Genomic DNA, 3,178 nt, shown 5'->3' on the forward strand with positions numbered 1-3,178 from the left:
GCGAAGCTCTCGCTGCTTGCGAAATCGGCGCGCGCGATATGCCGCTTACGATGACGTTGAACGATTACGATCCGATCGCTACGAGCTACTATATTCATGCCAAACGATCCGAATCAGTTCCCATTGCCGCCTATCTCGGCTACTATCAATCGGTCGAATACTTCTTTCGTAGATATGCCCTGAGGTCGGCGATTGCTTTGTTGCAGCGTTGCATGAAGAATCCGACATTTACAGTGTGGAATGATGGTCAAGCTGCTAACCTTATTTCCGCCTTATCTGATGAGATAAAAGAGACGCAAAGAGAGCTACCTCAGCTCAAGTCGGTTCTCACGTTCTGTGTCAGTCCTGACGGATTGCTAGAATTCTTAGAGTCCGACGGTTCCTTGCGGGATCATTTACGGAGGAAAGACCGACTCCCTGGAATTGCTCCGATCGGGAATGGCCTGCAAGGTCAAGAATTAGTGGATCGGATAGCGGAGCGTATATATCAGCTTCGGTGCCAGATTGTGCATTCGAAAGGTGAGAACCAGAAGGGTGAGTCGATCTTGCTGTTGCCCGACTCGAATGCCGCAAACTATGTTCGCGAGGACCTGAAGGTCATGCGCTATATCGCGAGGACAGTAGTTTGGGCTAGTGCGGATCGGATTGACCTTCGATAACCCCTAGTGAATGGTTTAGCTCATGCACTGGATTGGGTCGACGTGTATAGACGCCAGGAGGGCGGCGCCGCACTCTCCCCTATTGATACGTACGTGTTACGACCAGTGGGTCACCGGTTGACACGTACGTGTCAAAACGTACCTGGAAGGATCCAGAGATCCTGATTGACCTCGACGGCATCGCCCAACCATTCGTCTCCGTGTGGTGAAAACGCCTGGTCATAGCATCACGCGACGGGTAATGCTAATACTTGCCAATAAAGGTTCCGTCGGCAGCACTCTTGGTGAAGTCGTCCAGTGGTTTTCCAGTGATTAACACCTTGTAATTGTTCACAGCGTTTTCAGTGCACTCCACCAACTTCTTAACGTTGGCACCGAACCTTCTAACCATTTGCAGTTCCAAAGGTCTTGTGTGTCTTCCTCGATGAACAATTGCGCCGCGGATTTCAATTGTTCGGTTAAGCAGTTTTGCGGGTTCTCCGTGTTTAACCCCTTGCCAGTGCCATGAATCGCTTACGCACTTCATTCCGATTGTGTCGTAGAAGAGTCTATCAACATTCTCTGCTTTGGGAGTGTTGAATGCACCTCCTTTTATTCTTCGATGTGCGTTATCGTAAACCACATCGCGCCACCCGTCTTCTACGATGTTAGCGGGATTCCAGGTAGGTGGATTCTTTCGTATCCCCTCGCTAATTACGCTCTTAACTCTATTTGGCAATTCGTCAAAGCTCTCGATATCCATTCCCAATTGCGAAGCCGCATCATCGACCAGGTCTTCGACGTATGCTTCCCAGGCGGTCACAATGAACACTACGGCCGCAATATTCAGAGAAGCCCGAGCAGGTCTCGGGATGTTGCTTCTAGAATTCAATCTAACATCAATCAGATGGTCGATAGTGGTCCAGTTGCGCTGGAAGATAAACCATGCACCCGAATGGGGGCCCTCTTTGCTTCCCTTGCTCGTCACCGGGCGAAACTTACCAGCATTGCAATGCCGTGACTAGCGAATATCTACATCGCTAGTATCCTTGGTGCGTGATATTGGGATTGAACCAGTATCACGTTGGCTGCCTCGGTATGCTCGCTGTGAGGCAATCCGCTACGTGACAAGTCCGTTGAGTACCTGCCCCCAGGCCTCTAGAGCCTTAGCGATCTCTGGGCCTGACGAGGCCGCAGACTTGAGCATCGATAGCGCGGCTTTCAGGGCGCCTCGCTTTCGATTTTCGGGTGGTGTTTCGGCGGCGTCAGTTAGTGTCTCGAGATTGTCAAGTAGATCCCGCTGAAGTTCAATGTCCTCAATTGTATCGACCATAATTGCTTGCTCGAGGGCCTGTAGAGCCTCGCCTGTTTGGCTATCGCCATGCTCGATAATTCCTGCAATAGTTGAATTGAGATTCTCAATCTTCAGTGCGTTCTGCCCGTAGAAAGGCCCGTTGAAGACCTGGGAGTATTGTGAGCTTTCAGATGGCGAAGACGGGCTATCTATATAGTTTTCCATGCTCGATTCCAATCGATTCAGATACTGAATACCTAGCTCCACGCATGCACCGGTGAATCTGGGGTGTGAGAATAGATGATTTCCACCTATCTCCCAGGCGTAGGTTAAGTCTTCGAAATGATGCGCAGGTTGTTCTTCCGAGTCGGGTGAGCCATTGATTGGGCTAATGCATTTCAGGAGTTCAGTGCAGCTTGCAACCCAGATGGATACACTTGGGCGGATCGCATTCCATTGCTCGTGCGGGTTCTGATCGTTTTCGGATGTGGTCTGATTTAGATACGTGTGGAGGATTAGGTTGCCGTCGCGTGCCAGCTCTTCGAGGTGCCGTCGATATATGTCTGGCCGTATTCCTTTGCGGAGCTTTGCATAACGGGGCGGGTCATGCCACTTGCGATTCCTCTTAATAGGATCGGCGCGCTCATACTGTCGAATATGATCATTCATCACGTTATTGAACGAGGTCCATGATCCAATGTTGTCGCTGAAGTGTCCGAGTTGAGAGACGCAACTGGATACTGAACTTACTAACTTTTGGCCGTACCCAAAAGGGGCGCCATAGATGGTGTATTGAAGTTCATTCTTCTTGTTCTCGCACCAGGTTTTGAATTCCAATTTTAGTTGTTCGGAGTTTTCTTCATCCGATAAGCGAGATTCCCACCTGACCATATCCTCAAAGAGGTTCCGGAGGTATTTGGCTACCATGCGCCCAAAGTTCCTGCCATCCTCGGCAATGGTGCTAAGCGCTGCTTCCGTTCCCACATGACAATCTTGCTGCGGGATCCCCAGTGCCGCAACATATTCCTCGCACACTGTGGTTGGTGGCTTGGACCGTGTAAACGCTCCGGTGCGTCTGAGGGCACTGGCTCGAAGCCCACGGTGCGCCCGCTAGTTCGGTCCGGGCATCCGACCGCGTCGGACGGGCCCGGTGGGGTGAAGGCCTTGTTTCGTGGCCGGTAGTCTGGCGTTGGTTGGAGCCTGGGGCGTTGCGCAGGTCAAGATCAACTGAAGAGCCGTTCGAAAC

Annotated in this window: 3 protein-coding genes; 1 reads left to right on the forward strand and 2 read right to left on the reverse strand. The window is 51.3% G+C overall.

Going from position 1 to position 3,178, the window contains the following annotated elements; all coding sequences use genetic code 11:
• A partial coding sequence (locus ACWELQ_RS42080; RefSeq protein WP_452402573.1) for a hypothetical protein occupies positions 1-659 on the forward strand: 659 nt, incomplete at its 5' end.
• Between the two features lie 244 nt (positions 660-903).
• Here ACWELQ_RS42080 and ACWELQ_RS42085 read toward each other — a convergent pair.
• Both ACWELQ_RS42085 and ACWELQ_RS42090 read right to left on the reverse strand, forming a co-directional pair.
• Complete coding sequence (locus tag ACWELQ_RS42085) at positions 904-1,626, reverse strand: HEPN domain-containing protein (RefSeq protein WP_452402574.1); 723 nt, start codon at positions 1,624-1,626, stop codon at positions 904-906.
• 132 nt (positions 1,627-1,758) lie between these two features.
• Complete coding sequence (locus tag ACWELQ_RS42090) at positions 1,759-2,916, reverse strand: hypothetical protein (RefSeq protein WP_452402575.1); 1,158 nt, start codon at positions 2,914-2,916, stop codon at positions 1,759-1,761.
• Positions 2,917-3,178: the final 262 nt, after the last annotated feature.

The organism is Nocardia sp. NPDC004722, from assembly GCF_053601505.1.